This window comes from Yersinia sp. IP36721, assembly GCF_003634395.1.
Classification (GTDB): Bacteria; Pseudomonadota; Gammaproteobacteria; order Enterobacterales; family Enterobacteriaceae; genus Yersinia; species Yersinia entomophaga.
The window spans coordinates 1-15,384 of sequence record NZ_QCZL01000027.1 but is presented as its reverse complement, the minus strand read 5'-3'; the positions used below and the strand labels follow the sequence as shown (position 1 = coordinate 15,384).

Sequence of the window (15,384 nt, the reverse complement as noted above, 5' to 3'; positions counted from 1 at the left end):
GCTGCGGTGCGAATTAAAAGTGTGATTACAGTGTGGAAACGGACCCATGCCATTAGCTAATACCTCTCAAACGACCTTACCTCCGATTTTAGCGGTTTTAATCTGTGATAAAACCAGTCTATGGGGAATAGGGATATTCACCGCAATTATCAATTTGCTGATGTTGGCTCCCGCAATATATATGTTACAGGTCTACGAGCGCGTCTTGGCCTCAGCAAACACCATGACGTTACTGATGCTGACTTTATTAGTTTTGGGCGCTTTTGCTTTGATTGGCTTATTAGAATGGGTGAGAGGAGCCGTCGTTATTCGTTTAGGCACCAGAGCCGATATGCAGTTGAATCAGCAGGTGTTTAACTCGACCTTCCAATCAATTTTGCAAGGTAACAAAATTCAGGCCGCGCAGGCACTTAACGATCTGACGACGCTACGCCAGTTCGCCACCGGCAATGCGTTGTTTGCCATTTTTGATGCGCCCTGGTTTCCCTTCTATTTATTGGTGATTTATCTGCTGCACCCTTGGCTTGGAGCGATGGCAACCATTGGGGCAGGCGTGCTGATTCTACTGGCTTGCACTAATCACTGGGCATGTAAAAAACCATTAAAACAGGCCTCTGAAATCACTTCGCGGGCAACTTTGCAGGCAAACGCCCATTTACGTAATGCCGATACCATCGCGGCGATGGGGATGCTAAAAGCTTTGCGGGAACGATGGCTAACTCAGCATTGCCGCTTCCTTTATCTGCAAAATATTGCCAGTGACAGAAGCAGCCGCATTAGTGCGTTAGCCAAGTCCAGCAAGTTAACGCTGCAATCAATGATGCTGGGATTAGGATCATTGCTGGTTATTCGAGGAGAAATTACGGCTGGAGTGATGATTGCGGGATCAATATTGATCGGGCGAGTATTGGGGCCGATCGATCAATTGATTGCAGTCTGGAAACACTGGAGCCATGCCCGTCTGGCTTATCAGCGTTTAACTGATTTGCTGGCTAATCAGCAATCCTCATTGACGACAGAGATAGTTTTGCCTGACCCTCTGGGTCAGTTAACCGTCACTCAATTACTCGCCTGCCGAGCTGGCACTTCGGTTCCTATCCTGCATTCCGTCAATTTTACCCTGCAACCGGGGGAGGTTCTTGGCGTTTTGGGGCCATCAGGAAGCGGTAAATCCACGCTGGCGAGGTTACTGGTTGCTAGTCAGACAGCATTCAGTGGATCAATACGACTAGATGGAGCAGAAATTTCTCATTGGAACAAATCCTTACTGGGAAAATTCATCGGCTATCTGCCACAAGATGTGCAGTTATTCCAAGGGTCGGTGGCTGAAAATATTGCTCGTTTTGGCGTGCTGGATTCATCCCAGATTGTGGCTGCTGCAAAGATGGCGGATGTGCATGATTTGATTCTACATTTGCCAAAGGGTTATGACACTCAGCTGGGTGATGGTGGGGAAGGACTGTCCGGAGGACAGAGCCAGAGAATTGCGCTGGCGCGGGCTATGTACGGGATGCCGCGGCTGATTGTGTTGGATGAACCGAATGCCAGCCTAGATGAAGGCGGAGAAAAGGCGTTATTAGCGAGCATTGAACAGCTAAAACGGCAGGGTAGTACGGTGGTTATGATCACTCATAAGCCTGAATTATTGTCTGGCAGTGATTTTTTATTGCTTCTAAAAAACGGGCAACAACAGCTGTTTGATCGCACTGCGGCAGTGCTCAGCAGTTTTTACGCCAAAGATAATATCGCTTCGACGCGAAAAGCAGATAAAAAAAATGTCTGGGGTAACGTGGCGAATTATCGGTTTGTTCCCGCCGGGAGAACATCACAAGGTGACTAATCCAAAAGCCACGGAAAGGGGCGAAATCATGCCGTTTGCCACCGCTCAGGAACCGCTGCAAATTAATAGCGGACGCTATCTTTATATTGGCGGGCTGCTGGTGTTGATTTGGTTTATTGGTTTTTTTATTTGGGCCGGTTTTGCGCCACTAGATAAAGGCGTCGCTGTCGCCGGAGTTGTGGTGGTCACAGAAAATAGAAAGGTGGTTCAGTCTTCGCAAAGCGGGCGAATCAGTCAGCTACATATTGCCGAAGGTAAATGGGTAGAAAAGGGACAATTGCTGATTTCGCTGGATGATACAACGGAACGGAGTCAGCGAGATAATCTACAGCAGCAGTATTTTTCCTTACTCTCGCTAGAGGCGCGTTTAATTGCTGAGAAAAATCATGAGGCGGAGATCCGCTTTCCAGTCGCATTATTAACGCAGCGTGAGAAGCCCCATATTGCTGAGCTCATGGTTTTACAACAGCAACTTTTCTACCACCGATATCAGGCTCAACAAGCGGAAATAGCGCGTTTGTCAGCGGAAATAGCTCTTTTACGCGCTCGCCATGCCGGGTTGCATAGACAACGAGCAAATAACCAACTTCAGTCCGATTTAATTCAGCAACAGTTAAAAGGTGTGCGTACGCTGGCAAAAAGCGGCTATGTGGCGCTTAAACACCAGCTTGATATGGAAAGCCAGGCTATTGCATTGAAGGCTTTGGTGGATCAGCACCGTGGCCATATTAGTGAAACTTGTCAGCAAATTAAGGCGAATGAGCAACGATTATTACAGCAGGTTGAGCAATATCAGGCAGATATTCATGAGCAGTTAGCTAAAACTCAGCGACGGTTGCAGGATTTAGATCAGCAAATTCGCGTAGCGGAATATGATCTGGCCAATATGCGCATTTATGCACCAGAAAGCGGCATCATTATCGCCTTGGCACAGCACACCGTGGGGGGCGTTATCGGCTTTGGGCAGCAACTGATGGAAATTGTTCCTAGCGGGCGCCCACTGTTGATTGAAGCTCAGCTACCCATCGAATTGATCGATAAAGTTGCGGTAGATTTACCTGTAGAACTTATTTTTTCCGCTTTCAACCAAAGCCATTCTCCTCGATTGCAGGGAAGCGTTCTGCATATAGGCGCTGACCGATTGAATAACCCAAGCAGCTTACAGCCCTATTATCCATTAACTGTGTCGATCAATACGGATGAAGCACAGCAAACTCACACAGAAAAAATCCAGTCAGGTATGTCCGTCGATATTTTTATTCGCACCGGAGAGCGTTCACTACTGAGCTATTTACTGAAACCCTTGGCCGATCGTCTGTATGCCGCGTTGGCAGAAGAGTAAACGGCTGCTCTTACCTAATGAAAGTTACGCTATTAATTGAATAACAAAGGAATGTGATGATTTTATCCGTGGAAAATACTCACTCTTCAGTTTGTCGTGGCTCCTCGGCGATATCTTTGTGGTGCGGCGGGTTGTTATCTTTTGCGTTGCATTTGACCGGGCTGTGGTTTTTGGCAGAGCGATCTGTTTCTCCGTTACCGCCAGATTCCCTGTCCGCCGTAGTGCTAACGCTGTCAGCGGAAGCAGAATTTGCACCAAGCCTTGAAAAAATTCAGGTAGGCGTTGAACAAGAGCCAACTTTACCCGTCGGTGAATCGCAGACAGAACAACATATTGAAAATAATAACTTTTTGGCAGAAGAGCCTTCCCTTGATTCCGTATTACCCGCCTTGAAACTAAAACCGAAAATAGCAAAAAAGCCAAGTGAAAAGGCTAACGCGCTTAAATCTAAAACCGTTATAAATCAAGAAAATAATGAAAGACTGTCGACTGTGATGAGCAAGAGTTCGCCGTTATCAGGGACAGCCCAGCGCGTATCGGCACCTAATAATAGTCACTCATTACAACATGTTCAGGCACGAGCAAACTGGGCTGGCGTTTTACAAAGCCATTTAGCTAACTTCAAGCGCTACCCTCCCGGAGCCAGAAAGCAAAAGCGGCAGGGCACCGCGATCGTTAAATTTATCGTTGATAGCAAAGGGCGAGTGCTATCCGCTACTTTGACCAGTAGCAGCGGCACTCTTTTATTAGATCGTGAGGCATTAGCTATTTTAAAACGTGCCCAGCCCCTACCTTTTCCGCCGACTGAATTGTTATCTGGTGGGCAGGTGATTATCTCGCTGCCGGTAGATTTCGAGATAAAACAGAGAGCCGAAGCCGCCAGATAAATATGTACTTTCGGCGCTCATCACGCATTCACCAACTGCCTAAACGAGTTTCCAGCTTTGCGAATACAAGCTCAGTCGGTTAGTTTTGTTGCACACAGCAAGCCCATTGGCGAGCAGACTCTAACGAGACGATTTCTGTGACTAACAGGCCAAACGTGAGCATAAATAACGATTTAAGCTAATCCCTTCTCCTGTCGCATTGATGGCTAAACGCCGATGTTGGTCGGGAGGCATACGCAGCACTAATTTCCCGCTGAAGTGCTTCTCTGATAACGGTATCGGCGGTGTTTCACCGGAGCGAACCATTTTGGCCAGAATATCTGCCACTACTACCGTTATTCCATCCAGCGCCTGTACTCTGGTAGGCGCTAACCATGACACGCTGGGGAATTCGGCGCATAAACCAATAAATTCCGCGTCCTCTGCCGACCAGGTAATGCGGTAGGTGTAGTGTTCAATATTAACCATGGATCATCTCCTCTAACTTTCCTAGAGATGTAATTACTTGTTTCACTTGATAAAACTTCGACATTCCGTTATTGCCGAGTTGAATGTTAATTCGTGGGTCGCCTTGCCAAGGCATGCTGTAGACATGATGATTGCCTGAGTTGTGTCGAGGTGGTCCTAAGTAATAACTGCAAATTTTTGCCAGTTCACTGAACTTCACTCCCGATGGGTTCGCTTTGATACGAGCAATCCGGCTTTCCATGCCTTTCATTACGCCTCCAATTCCAATGCAGTACTGTTATTGATACTGTTTCAAGTACATCTCTGTTATTCGCGGTGAGAAAAGTACAGTGGGGAATTTTTTGCAGCGGGGCAATCAGGGCGGAGCTTTTCAGGGAGGCGTCCCGCAGAAATAATTTAAATTCGGCGCGGAGAAAAAGAATGTAGAAAGCAAAAACCGGGCAAGACCCCGGTTTTGCTGAGAGAAAGGTAATAGAGAGGCGAATTACTCGCCCGGACAACGTAGGCAGCGTTCTGCCTCGTCGGTTCCAAGTTTCAGCTTGGATTGCAGGTCACGCAGTGCGGTACGTAAACCCTCTTCAATCACCGGGTGATAGAACGGCATATCCAGCATCTGGTCGATGGTCATTTGCTGCTGATGTGCCCAAGCCAGCAAGTGAGCAATATGCTCAGCGCTTGGTCCTATCATTTCGGCTCCGAGGAAGCGCCCTGTACCCTGCTCGCCGTAAACCCGCAGTATGCCTTTATTACGCAGCATAACTCGTGAACGCCCCTGATTCTCGAAAGAAACTTCACCGATTTCAAAACAGCCGCAGACGCTGAATTTCTGGCTCAATTGACGGAAAGTCGAACCTACCATTGCGATTTGCGGATCGGAAAATACGACGGAAATCGGGCTTCGGCGTAAACCGGGCAACACTTCCGGGAAACTACCGGCATTTGCACCGGCAATGCGTGCCTGATCGCTGGCTTCATGTAATAAAGGAAGCTGATTACTGGCATCGCCGGCGATAAAAATATGCGGTACGCTGGTTTGCATGGTTAATCGGTCGGCTTTAGGTACACCGCGCTCATCTAGCTCCAGACTGGTATTTTCCAGCCCTAATTTATCGACGTTCGGACGGCGACCGGTGGCGGCCAATACGTAGTCCACCATGATTTCCTGCATTTCTCCATCCAGATTTTGATAGCGAATAAAGACTTTATCGCCTTCTCGCTGAATCAATTCGACTTTTACATCAGGATCGAGATAGAACTCATCGCCTAGCGTGTTGGCTGCGTATTCGCGTACTACGCTATCAGTTAGCGGGCCAACGGCTCCACCCACGCCAAACATTTTTACTTTTACGCCCAAGCGGTGTAGGGCTTGGCCTAATTCGAGGCCAATCACGCCAGGGCCGAACACGGCGACGGATTCAGGTAAGTCATCCCAGCTGAATACATCGTCGTTCACGATAAGGCGATCGCCCAAATCGTTCCAGGGTGCAGGCCAGCTCGGACGAGAACCCGTTGCGATAACAATACGTTGCGCTACGATACGGGTGTGATCGTCCACTTGCAGGGTGTTGTCATCAATAAAGCGAGCGTAGCCCTGAATTTTATCCACGGCAGGGATGCTCTCGACACCTTCCAATACGAAGCCTACGAAACGGTCACGTTCACGTTTCACGCGATCCATGACTTCGCGTCCATTAATCAGCGTTTTTCCCTGCGGATAGATCCCAAAGCCGGGCGCCTTTTCAATTTCATGCACCGCTTCGGCGGCTGCAATCAATAACTTGGAAGGCATACAGCCTACGCGGGCACAGGTTGTGCCGTATTCGCCGCCTTCAATCATTACCACGCTGGGGGTGGAAAGTTTAGCTGCGCGATAAGCGCCCAGACCGGCGGTGCCGCCACCGATTACGGCGACATCTACGTTTAAGGTTTTCATATCCGCTCCTAACAGGAAAAAAGGGTAGGCCGAGGCCTACCAAAATACTTCACGTTGGCTTCTTTTTTATTGATGTAATCAGGCTGGCAGATAGGTTTCTAAATCGTCGCTGCCACCAATATGACGGCCACCGATAAACACTTGCGGTACAGTTGAACGGCCGCTGACGGCGCGCAGACTCACGGTAGTTGCGTCTTTACCCAGTACGATTTCTTCATATTGTATACCGCGATCCTGCAACATTTGTTTCGCTTTAGCACAGAATGGGCAGCCCGGTTTGGTGAAAATAGCCACGGATTCCTGCACTTTGTATTCTGGCGCTAAATATTTCAGCATGGTGTCAGCGTCGGACACTTCAAACGGATCGCCCGGTTTGTTTGGTTCAACGAACATTTTTTCTACCACGCCGTTGCGTACCAGCATGGAGTAACGCCATGAGCGTGGGCCAAAGCCAAGGTCGGCCTTCTCTACCAGCATGTTCATGCCTTTGGTGAATTCACCGTTGCCGTCTGGCACGAAAGTAATATTTTCGGCATGTTGGTCGGCTTTCCAGGCGTTCATTACGAAAGTGTCGTTGACCGAAATGCACAGAATGCTGTCTACGCCATGCTGTTTGAACACGCCGGATAACTCGTTGTAGCGCGGTAAATGGCTGGAAGAACAGGTCGGGGTGAACGCGCCCGGCAGTGAAAATACGATAACGGTTTTATCTTTAAACAGGTCATCAGTCGTTACGTCAACCCACTGGTCGCCCTGACGGGTATGGAAAGTAACCTGTGGGACTTTTTTACCTTCTTGGCTGGTAAACATGTGTAACTCCTTAATTAGAAAACATAATTTTTCATTTAGTTAGGCTTTTCTTTCTTGAGACACATTATTTACTTTATCTCTTGATAGATCTAATCACTGGTTGCTATCTTACCTATCGTTATTGACTATCATAAAGTGGAGAGCAGATGAACATTCGCGATCTCGAGTATCTGGTGGCTTTGGCCGAGTTTCGTCATTTCCGACGTGCTGCGGATTCCTGCCATGTCAGCCAGCCGACCTTAAGCGGCCAGATTCGTAAGTTGGAAGATGAACTGGGTGTGATGCTGCTGGAGCGAACCAGCCGTAAGGTGCTGTTTACCCAGGCTGGCTTGCTGTTGGTGGATCAGGCCAGAACCGTATTGCGGGAAGTAAAAGTGCTCAAAGAGATGGCCAGTTTGCAGGGCGAGAGTATGTCCGGGCCGCTACATATTGGTTTGATTCCCACTGTCGGGCCATATTTATTACCTCAAATTATTCCGATGCTGCATCAGGCTTTTCCAAAGCTGGAGATGTATCTACACGAGGCGCAGACTCATAATCTGTTGGCACAGCTGGACAGCGGTAAACTGGATTGCGCTATTTTAGCGTTGGTCAAAGAGACCGAAGCTTTTATCGAAGTGCCGTTATTTGATGAGCCAATGAATCTGGCGGTTTATTCCGACCATCCATGGGCGAAGCGTGACCGCGTGCAAATGCATGAATTAGCAGGAGAAAAATTATTGATGCTGGAAGATGGTCACTGCTTGCGCGATCAGGCAATGGGTTTTTGCTTCCAGGCGGGTGCTGAGGAAGATACCCATTTTCGCGCGACCAGTTTAGAAACTCTGCGCAATATGGTCGCGGCGGGCAGCGGCATCACCTTATTGCCATCACTGGCGGTACCAAAAGAAAAAGAGCGCGACGGTGTCTGCTATCTGGAATGCTACAAACCGGAGCCGAAGCGCACTATTGCTCTGGTTTATCGCCCCGGCTCCCCATTGCGTGGCCGCTATGAGCAACTAGCCGAGGCGATACGCGATCACATGCAAATTCGCATGAGCGCGCCGTTAGAACAGGCGGTTTAAGCCATTGAGAGCCGCAACGCGATAGGCTTCGGCCATGGTTGGATAGTTGAAGGTAGTATTCACGAAATACTCCAGGGTATTACCTTCACCTTTTTGTTCCATAATGGCCTGACCGATATGAATAATCTCTGCGGCGCGTTCGCCAAAGCAATGAATACCCAAAATCTGTTTGGTTTCCCGATGGAATAAAATTTTCAGGCTACCAACATCCATACCGACGATCTGCGCCCGAGCCAAATGCTTAAACTGCGCCCGGCCAACTTCATAAGGCACTTTCATCGCTGTCAGTTCCTGCTCAGTTTTCCCGACGGAGCTGATTTCAGGAATGGTATAAATTCCGGTAGGAATATCATCAATCAGATGAACCTGCGCTTCCCCTTGAATCATGGCCTGCGCAGCAATTCGGCCCTGATCGTAAGCGGCGGATGCCAGACTTGGATAGCCAATCACATCTCCTACGGCATAGACATGAGGCAACGCGGTTTGGTACATGCTATTGACCTTCAGCAGACCACGACTGTCCGCTTCCAGACCGATATTTTCCAAACCGAGTCCGCTGGTGTTGCCGGTACGCCCGTTGGCATACAGCAGGCAATCGGCTTTCACTTTCTTGCCGGACTTCAGGTGGACGATAACGCCATCAGGAGTGCCTTCAATCTGCTCAAACTCTTCGTTGTGGCGGATAACCACGCCGTTATTCCAGAAGTGATAGGAGAGCGCATCGGACATTTCCTGATCGAGAAATGCCAGCAGACGATCACGGGTGTTGATTAAATCAACTTTGACGCTCAATCCCCGGAAGATCGATGCATATTCACAGCCAATCACTCCCGCACCGTAAATAATGACGTGCTGTGGCTCGTGGCTGAGCTGCAAAATAGTGTCGCTGTCGTAAATACGCTCGTGGGTAAAATCAACGTTCTCCGGGCGATAAGGCCGCGAACCGGTCGCGATAACGATGTTATCGGCCGTCAGGCGATCGGACGTGCCGTCGGCGTAACGTACGTTAAGGGTTTTGGCGTCGACAAAGCTGGCATCACCGGAAAACATCTGACAATGGTTACGATCGTAAAAACCTTGTCGCATGCGGGTTTGCTGGTTAATGACCCGATCGGCGTGGCGCAAAATATCGGAGAAAGAGGAGCTGATGGCACGCGAGTTGTCGCTGTAAAGTGGGTTCTGGTTGAATTCAATAATACGGCTAACGGCATGGCGCAGGGCTTTGGAAGGAATGGTACCCCAGTGGGTACATCCACCGCCCACATTGTTATACCGTTCAATCACGGCAACGCGAGCCCCTTGTTTCACCAATCCCATAGCGGCACCTTCACCGCCAGGGCCCGAGCCAATAACGATGGCATCAAAATGGAAGTGCTGTTGCATGTAGGAGAGACCTATTTTTATACAAAATTACAACGATACATTAACATCATCCTATAAATAACCCAATCATCATTAGGCAGTTGGCTTTGGCTCCTGCTGTAAATTCGTTCTTACGCGGATAAGGATGATGTGTTTGTATAGTCGTTGTTACTATAAAGTTTGGTATATTGCTTACTATATGGCTTAGCTAAAGAAAATGGATATCTTTTGGGTACGATTATGGGCGTCAGAGCACAACAAAAAGAGCGAACGCGTCGTTCCCTGATCGAAGCGGCGTTCAGCCAACTGAGTGCGGAGCGGAGTTTCGCTAGCTTGAGTCTGCGGGAAGTTTCCCGCGAAGCCGGTATTGCGCCTACTTCATTTTACCGCCACTTCCGCGATGTAGATGAACTGGGCCTGACTATGGTGGATGAAAGTGGCCTGATGTTGCGTCAACTGATGCGCCAGGCTCGCCAACGCATAGCCAAAGGCGGTAGCGTTATCCGCACCTCGGTCTCAACCTTTATGGAGTTTATTGGAAACAATCCGAATGCCTTCCGTTTGCTACTACGGGAGCGTTCCGGTACCTCGGCGGCTTTCCGTGCCGCTGTAGCCCGCGAAATTCAGCATTTTATTGCAGAACTGGCCGACTATCTCGAATTGGAAAATCATATGCCGCGCAGCTTCACCGAAGCGCAGGCTGAGGCCATGGTCACAATTGTGTTCAGTGCCGGTGCGGAAGTGCTGGACGTTGATATTGAACAACGGCGACAGTTAGAGGAGCGGTTAGTCTTGCAGTTACGGATGATTTCCAAGGGCGCTTATTATTGGTATCGCCGTGAACAGGAAAGGCTTGCTGTATCCCGTGTTGAAGAAAAGTAAAGTAAGGAAGAAGATGATGGAACAACCTCGCCGTGAAAATGGCACCCTTATATTGGCGTTGATTGCCGGGCTTGCAGTAAACGGTTCTTTTGCCGCATTGTTTAGCTCATTCGTTTCTTTTTCGCTATTCCCGTTGCTGGCTTTGGTTCTGGCCGTTTACTGTCTGCATCAGCGTTATCTTAACTACCCAATGCCGTTGGGGCTGCCTAAACTGGCTTCGGCGTGTTTCCTGCTGGGTATTCTGGCCTACAGTGCCATTATTCGGGTCGAGTATCCGCAGATAGGCTCGAATTTTTTGCCGTCTATCCTGTGTGTGATATTGGTATTCTGGATTTTCTTCAAACTGAAGGCGCGTAAAGCAGCAGCAACAGAATCACAGTGATATACCCGCTTATGGCATGAAATATTGAGTGGGAATCCATTAGGCTGAAATCAGAAGGGCAACGCTATGTTGCCCTTTTTGCTGTCTGATTAGTCGCGTTTTTCCAGCCACACACCGCATTCCATATGATGGGTATAAGGGAATTGGTCGAATAGCGCCAGCCGACTGATTTTATGAGTGTGTTGTAGTTGTTCTAGATTAGCTCGCAGCGTTTCCGGGTTACAGGAAATATAGAGAATACGTGGATATTCTTGCACCATCTTGATGGTTTCGTCATCCAGGCCACTGCGTGGAGGATCGACAAAAATGGTTTCGCAGTTATAGCTTTTCAGATCAATACCTTTCAGGCGATTGAACTCACGTACGCCCTGCATGGCCTGAGTAAACTCTTCCGCCGACATACGAATAATCTGCACGTTATCAATATGGTTAGCCGCAATATTAAATTGTGCCGCTGCAACGGAAGGTTTAGCAATCTCGGTAGCCAGTACCCGATCAAAATTTCGCGCCAATGCCAAAGAGAAATTACCGTTACCGCAATACAGCTCTAACAGATCGCCGCTAGCACCTTGAGTGACGTCCAGCGCCCACTCCAGCATGTGAATATTTACCGCGGCGTTTGGTTGGGTAAAGCTGTTTTCTACCTGACGATAAATCATATCGCGGCCAGCGACCGGTAGAATTTCATCGACATAGTCATGATCTAACATGATTTTGGTTTTAGCGGCGCGACCAATCAATTGTAAATCAAAGCCTTCAGCACGCAGCTGATCCCGCAATGCCATGGCGTGCTGTTGCCATTCTTCGTCCAATTGACGGTGATACAGTAAAGAAGCAATGATTTTGCCGCTGCGTGTTGATAGGTAATCAATCTGGAACAGTTTGCGACGCAAAATAGGCTGCGCGCGGATAGCGGTCATTAGCGCGCTCATCAGACGGTTGATCAGTACGCTGGCGACAGGGAATTGTTCAACGCGAATACGCTGCTTGGTGTGCTGATCAAACATGATGTGGTACAGCTCATCTTCATCATGCCAAACGCGAAACTCGGCTCTCATACGGTAATGTTCTGCCGGAGAACGAAAAACCTCCGGTTCAGGTGCCTTGAACGGCGACATCATCTCTTTGAGAGAGGCAATTTTCTCCGCCAATTGGTGATCGTAATTTTCAGTAGGCAGGATGTCGGGGGTCATGTTTCGTCTCGTCTGGCAGTAAAAAGGATGGTTATTCCTGCGGGATTGTAGGGGATGTGACTATGAAGTCCAGTTTTGTCGTGTTTATTCCTCGTTACAATCATAGCAGTCTAGACATCTATTTATGTTGATCGTAGCATTGCCGTCCGGCCTCCAGCTGAGAGTGAAATGGGAATCTGGTGTGAATCCAGAGCTGACGCGCAGCGGTAAGGGGAAGTCACGGCGATAGTTTATTAACAGACACTGTCCATAGCGGATGGGAAGTCATCGCCCGGTATTGCTTTACCTCATCTATTAAGAGTTCGCACTTTAATAAGGAGGTTGAGGCAATAAATCCCAAGCCCGAAAACCTGCCGGTATTACGTCGCAATATTTGTGGCCGTCGCGTGCTACCGGCCATGGTTCTGCGGCATCCGCCAATTAAGTTTGGATGCTTTTCATGACAATTAAAAAATATACGCTGTTCACGGCTCTATCTGTGACAGCCTTTTCTGGCTGGGCGCAAGACAGTTCCAACACCTCTTCTGACACTAGAGACCAAATGGTGGTCACTGCAAACCGCTTCCCTCAGCCAATATCCAGCGTATTAGCGCCAATGAATATCGTAACCCGTGAGGATATTGTGCGCTGGCAGGCGACCAGTATTAATGATGTTTTACGCCGTTTACCGGGTGTTGATATTGCGCAAGACGGTGGTATGGGGCAGCGTAGCTCGTTGTTTATCCGTGGCACCGAATCCCGGCATGTGCTGGTTTTGATCGACGGTGTTCGATTAAATCAGGCCGGGATCACTGGCGCATCGGATCTCAGCCAAATTCCGATTTCGTTGGTACAACGTATTGAATATATTCGTGGGCCACGCTCTGCGGTATATGGCTCTGATGCGATTGGCGGGGTTGTTAACATTCTTACCGCGCGTGAGAACCCGGGCACAACTTTATCTGCAGGGCTGGGTTCTCACGGTTATCAAACCTACGATGGTTCAACACAGCAAAAGTTGGGTGAAGACACTACAATCACTTTGGCTGGTAATTATACCTACACCAAAGGATATGACATTGTAGCGGGGATGCCGGAAGCTGGTGGCCCACGTCAGCCTGACCGCGATGGTTTTATGGGAAAAATGCTGTGGGCAGGATTAGAGCATCAATTTAACGAGCAGTTTAATGGTTTTGCCCGTGTATACGGTTTCGATAACCGCAGTGACTATGACGGCTATGCTAATTTCAGTAACCCATTAGCACTGATAGATACGCGTAAATTGTCTAGTCGCACCTATGATACGGGGCTACGCTATAAAAACGGTATTTATGCCTCTCAGCTGATAGCCAGCTATAACCGCACCAAAGATTATAATTACAGCCCACTCTTTGGCCCCCATGATATTACCGCCTCTTTAGACGATGCTGAGCAATATAACCTACAGTGGGGTAATACTTTCCAGGTGGCGAATGGCACGATCGCCGCTGGAGCTGATTGGCAGGAGCAGAAAACCGAGCGTAAGAGTAGCAATTCGAATACCACCTCTGATTTTACACAGCGTAATACCGGTATTTATCTGACAGGGCAGCAGCAAGTTAGTGATGTTACCTTGGAAGGCTCAGTGCGAAGCGACGATAATTCCCAATTTGGCTGGCATTCCACATGGCAAACCAGTGCTGGTTGGGAGTTTGTTGAGGGCTATCGGCTTATCGGTTCCTATGGAACGGCCTATAAAGCCCCTAACCTGATGCAGCTATATAGTGCTTTCGGTGGTAATGCCAATCTCAAGCCAGAAGAAAGCAAGCAATGGGAAGGGGGTATCGAAGGGCTGACCGGGGCGTTAAACTGGCGCTTGTCCGCTTACCGTAATGATATTGAACAACTTATTGATTACAGCAATCTGACCAGTAGCTATTTCAACGTCAATCAAGCCACCATTAAGGGCGTGGAATGGACAGGTTCATTCGATACCGGACCGTTATCGCATCAGCTTACTTTGGAATATCTGGATCCACGCAATGCGGAAACTAATGAAGTTCTGACTCGTCGTGCTAAACAACAGATTAAATACCAGTTGGACTGGCAAGTTGCTGATTTGGATTGGTCTATAACCTATCAGTATCTTGGGCAGCGTTATGACAAAGACTACAGTGTTTACCCTGAAAGAACGGTAAAACTCGGTGGTGTAAGCCTGTGGGATCTTGCTGTGTCATATCCAGTCACCTCTCATCTTACGGTTCGTGGTAGAATCGCCAACCTGTTTGATAAAGATTATGAGACGGTTTATGGCTACCAAACCCCAGGACGCGAATACTACTTCACTGGAAGCTATAACTTCTAAGGCAGACACTTCCATTCGTCCGACGGCGCTGATTTTTGATTCCGGCGTCGGCGGGCTGTCTGTGTACCAAGAGATTCGGCAGCTTCTGCCGGATCTTCACTATATATATGCTTTCGATAACGTCGCCTTTCCTTATGGAGAGAAGTCCGAAGAGTTTATTGTCGAGCGTGTAGTAGAGATCGTCACTGCGGTTCAGCAACAACATCCCCTTGCCATTGTCGTCATCGCCTGTAATACCGCCAGCACCGTTTCCCTCCCAGCTTTACGTGAGCGCTTCTCTTTCCCTGTTGTTGGTGTCGTACCCGCAATCAAGCCTGCGGCGCGGTTAACCCGCAATGGTGTCGTTGGGCTATTGGCAACTCGGGCAACTGTGCACCGTTCATATACTCTGGATCTGATCGCGCGCTTTGCGACTGATTGCAAAATCGAGCTGTTGGGTTCATCTGAGCTGGTGGAACTGGCGGAAACCAAATTACACGGTGGGGAAGTGCCTCTTTCTGCATTAAAGAAAATCCTTAATCCGTGGCTGAGTATGCGTGAGCCGCCGGACACCGTGGTATTAGGCTGTACTCATTTCCCTCTATTAGCTGAAGAGCTGGCGCAGGTGTTGCCAGAGGGGACGCGAATGGTTGATTCCGGTGCTGCGATTGCCCGCAGAACTGCCTGGCTGATTTCTTCACAAGAGAATGTCATTTCTACTCAGGAAGATAATGTGGCTTATTGCATGGCGTTAGATGCGGATACTGATGCTTTATTGCCCGTTTTACAGGGTTATGGCTTTCCAATGCTGAAAAAACTCGCAATTTAATGGAGTTTTGCCTAAAAAAAAGCCGGTTGGAAAATTATTTGAAATTAGGGGTTGCAGCCTGTCAGGAACTCCCTATAATGCGCCTCCACT

Annotated in this window: 14 protein-coding genes and 1 riboswitch; of the genes, 8 read left to right on the top strand and 6 right to left on the bottom strand. The window is 48.7% G+C overall.

All coding sequences use genetic code 11. The annotated features are described in order from the left end of the window. Positions 1-46 precede the first annotated feature (46 nt). The 3 genes from DBA33_RS17285 to DBA33_RS17275 all read left to right on the top strand — a co-directional run bounded on the left by DBA33_RS17285 (position 47) and on the right by DBA33_RS17275 (position 4,069). Entirely contained in the window at positions 47-1,840 is a 1,794-nt protein-coding gene (locus DBA33_RS17285; protein ID WP_064514519.1) for a type I secretion system permease/ATPase, read from the top strand. Positions 1,841-1,868: 28 nt separating this feature from the next. Next, positions 1,869-3,182, top strand: a complete 1,314-nt coding sequence (locus tag DBA33_RS17280; RefSeq protein ID WP_064514517.1) for an HlyD family type I secretion periplasmic adaptor subunit — start codon at positions 1,869-1,871, stop codon at positions 3,180-3,182. A gap of 221 nt (positions 3,183-3,403) precedes the next feature. After that, on the top strand, positions 3,404-4,069 hold the full coding sequence (locus tag DBA33_RS17275; protein WP_158513760.1) for an energy transducer TonB: 666 nt from the start codon (positions 3,404-3,406) through the stop codon (positions 4,067-4,069). Between the two features lie 141 nt (positions 4,070-4,210). On the opposite strand, the gene DBA33_RS17270 is transcribed toward DBA33_RS17275, so the two are convergent. The 4 genes from DBA33_RS17270 to DBA33_RS17255 all read right to left on the bottom strand — a co-directional run bounded on the left by DBA33_RS17270 (position 4,211) and on the right by DBA33_RS17255 (position 7,280). After that, complete coding sequence (locus DBA33_RS17270; protein WP_064514513.1) at positions 4,211-4,537, bottom strand: toxin-antitoxin system HicB family antitoxin; 327 nt, start codon at positions 4,535-4,537, stop codon at positions 4,211-4,213. After that, entirely contained in the window at positions 4,530-4,787 is a 258-nt protein-coding gene (locus DBA33_RS17265) for a hypothetical protein (RefSeq protein ID WP_064514509.1), read from the bottom strand. Before DBA33_RS17265 ends, DBA33_RS17270 begins: the two co-directional genes overlap by 8 nt. Before the next feature lie 234 nt (positions 4,788-5,021). Further along, positions 5,022-6,470, bottom strand: a complete 1,449-nt coding sequence (locus tag DBA33_RS17260) for a dihydrolipoyl dehydrogenase (RefSeq protein WP_120806881.1) — start codon at positions 6,468-6,470, stop codon at positions 5,022-5,024. 78 nt (positions 6,471-6,548) lie between these two features. Beyond that, positions 6,549-7,280: a glutathione peroxidase gene (locus DBA33_RS17255; protein WP_064514505.1), complete on the bottom strand. Its 732-nt coding sequence runs from the start codon at positions 7,278-7,280 to the stop codon at positions 6,549-6,551. A 146-nt stretch (positions 7,281-7,426) separates the two neighbouring features. On the opposite strand from DBA33_RS17255, the gene oxyR reads away from it, so the two are divergent. Further along, positions 7,427-8,344, top strand: a complete 918-nt coding sequence (gene oxyR, locus DBA33_RS17250; RefSeq protein WP_064514503.1) for a DNA-binding transcriptional regulator OxyR — start codon at positions 7,427-7,429, stop codon at positions 8,342-8,344. Here the strand turns inward: oxyR and sthA are convergent. Further along, entirely contained in the window at positions 8,327-9,727 is a 1,401-nt protein-coding gene (gene sthA, locus DBA33_RS17245) for a Si-specific NAD(P)(+) transhydrogenase (RefSeq protein WP_049601641.1), read from the bottom strand. The genes oxyR and sthA overlap by 18 nt on opposite strands. Before the next feature lie 219 nt (positions 9,728-9,946). On the opposite strand from sthA, the gene fabR reads away from it, so the two are divergent. Together fabR and DBA33_RS17235 are read left to right on the top strand one after the other, a co-directional pair. Continuing rightward, entirely contained in the window at positions 9,947-10,588 is a 642-nt protein-coding gene (gene fabR / locus DBA33_RS17240; protein WP_049601644.1) for an HTH-type transcriptional repressor FabR, read from the top strand. Between the two features lie 16 nt (positions 10,589-10,604). Next, entirely contained in the window at positions 10,605-10,970 is a 366-nt protein-coding gene (locus DBA33_RS17235) for a YijD family membrane protein (protein WP_064514501.1), read from the top strand. A gap of 89 nt (positions 10,971-11,059) precedes the next feature. Here DBA33_RS17235 and trmA read toward each other — a convergent pair whose 3' ends face one another. Beyond that, entirely contained in the window at positions 11,060-12,163 is a 1,104-nt protein-coding gene (trmA, locus tag DBA33_RS17230; RefSeq protein ID WP_064514500.1) for a tRNA (uridine(54)-C5)-methyltransferase TrmA, read from the bottom strand. Positions 12,164-12,293: 130 nt separating this feature from the next. Further along, a riboswitch (cobalamin riboswitch) is annotated at positions 12,294-12,536 on the top strand. Between the two features lie 66 nt (positions 12,537-12,602). Here trmA and btuB point away from each other — a divergent pair. Beyond that, complete coding sequence (gene btuB / locus DBA33_RS17225) at positions 12,603-14,486, top strand: TonB-dependent vitamin B12 receptor BtuB (protein WP_162975233.1); 1,884 nt, start codon at positions 12,603-12,605, stop codon at positions 14,484-14,486. Continuing rightward, a complete protein-coding gene (gene murI / locus DBA33_RS17220; protein WP_064514496.1) occupies positions 14,431-15,294 on the top strand; it encodes a glutamate racemase in 864 nt (287 codons plus the stop codon). The genes btuB and murI overlap by 56 nt, the downstream gene beginning before the upstream one ends. Positions 15,295-15,384 lie beyond the last annotated feature (90 nt).